We start from the raw sequence: 890 nt of genomic DNA on the forward strand, positions 1-890 counted from the left end.
CCAGTGGCAGACCCTCTTCTACAACCAGCGCTACTCCAATACCCAACTCCATGGCGAGTCCAGCTCTCGCGTGCACGGCACCCGCGTGCCCGACTTCGTGAAGCTGTCCGAGGCCATGGGTTGTGTCGCGCTGCGCTGCGAAGACGCAGCCGACCTCGACACCGTGATCGCGAAAGCGAACTCGATCAACGACCAGTCCGTGGTGGTCGACTTCATCGTCCACGAGGACGCGATGGTGTGGCCGATGGTCGCCGCCGGCACCTCCAACGACGCCATCATGACCGCCTTGAACGTCCGCCCCCGCTTCGATAACGCTCCCGAGGACCACACCTCAGAAAATCTCACCTGACCATGCCCAAGCACACGTTCTCCGTCCTGGTCGAGAACAAGCCCGGGGTCCTCGCCCGGATCACCGCCCTGTTCTCCCGCCGCGGCTTCAACATCGACTCCCTCGCTGAAGGGCTGACGGAACACCCGGCCATCGGCCGGATCACCATCGTGGTCAACGCCGAAGACGACCTTCTCGAACAAGTCGTCAGCCAGGTCGGCAAGCTGGTCAACGTCCTGGAGATCGTCGAGCTCGAACCGGTATCCGCCATCCAGCGTGAACTGGTACTCGCCAAGATCCGAGCCGACAGCCGTACGCGCTCCGAGATCATCGAGATCGTTCAGCTGTTCCGTGCCAAGACCGTGGACGTCTCCCCGGAGGCGGTCACGATCGAGGCCACGGGCAGCGCCGACAAGCTGGAGGCCATGCTCAGGATGCTGGAGCCCTTCGGCATCAAGGAACTGGTCCAGTCCGGGACGATCGCCATCGGCCGCGGCCCCCACTCCATTAGCCACCGCATAGCCCACGAACTCCGACGCACCGCTTGACCGCTCAACCCGAC

Annotated in this window: 2 protein-coding genes; both read left to right on the forward strand. The window is 63.8% G+C overall.

The genetic code is table 11. The features are described from left to right. Positions 1 to 349, forward strand: a 349-nt coding sequence (locus tag WA762_RS35455; protein WP_335941710.1) for a thiamine pyrophosphate-dependent enzyme, incomplete at its 5' end; no start/stop codon positions are given. Between the two features lie 2 nt (positions 350 to 351). After that, positions 352 to 876 (forward strand): acetolactate synthase small subunit, encoded by a 525-nt coding sequence (gene ilvN, locus WA762_RS35460; RefSeq protein WP_335941711.1) that lies wholly within the window; start codon positions 352 to 354, stop codon positions 874 to 876. Positions 877 to 890: the final 14 nt, after the last annotated feature.

Origin of the sequence: Streptomyces tyrfis, assembly GCF_037034285.1 — a bacterium.
In the GTDB taxonomy this organism is placed as follows: domain Bacteria; phylum Actinomycetota; class Actinomycetes; order Streptomycetales; family Streptomycetaceae; genus Streptomyces.

What these genes read in the sequence shown, in the direction of transcription:
- ilvN (WP_335941711.1), top strand. Translation starts at nt 352, where the DNA reads ATGCCCAAGCACACGTTCTCCGTCCTGGTCGAGAACAAGCCCGGGGTC.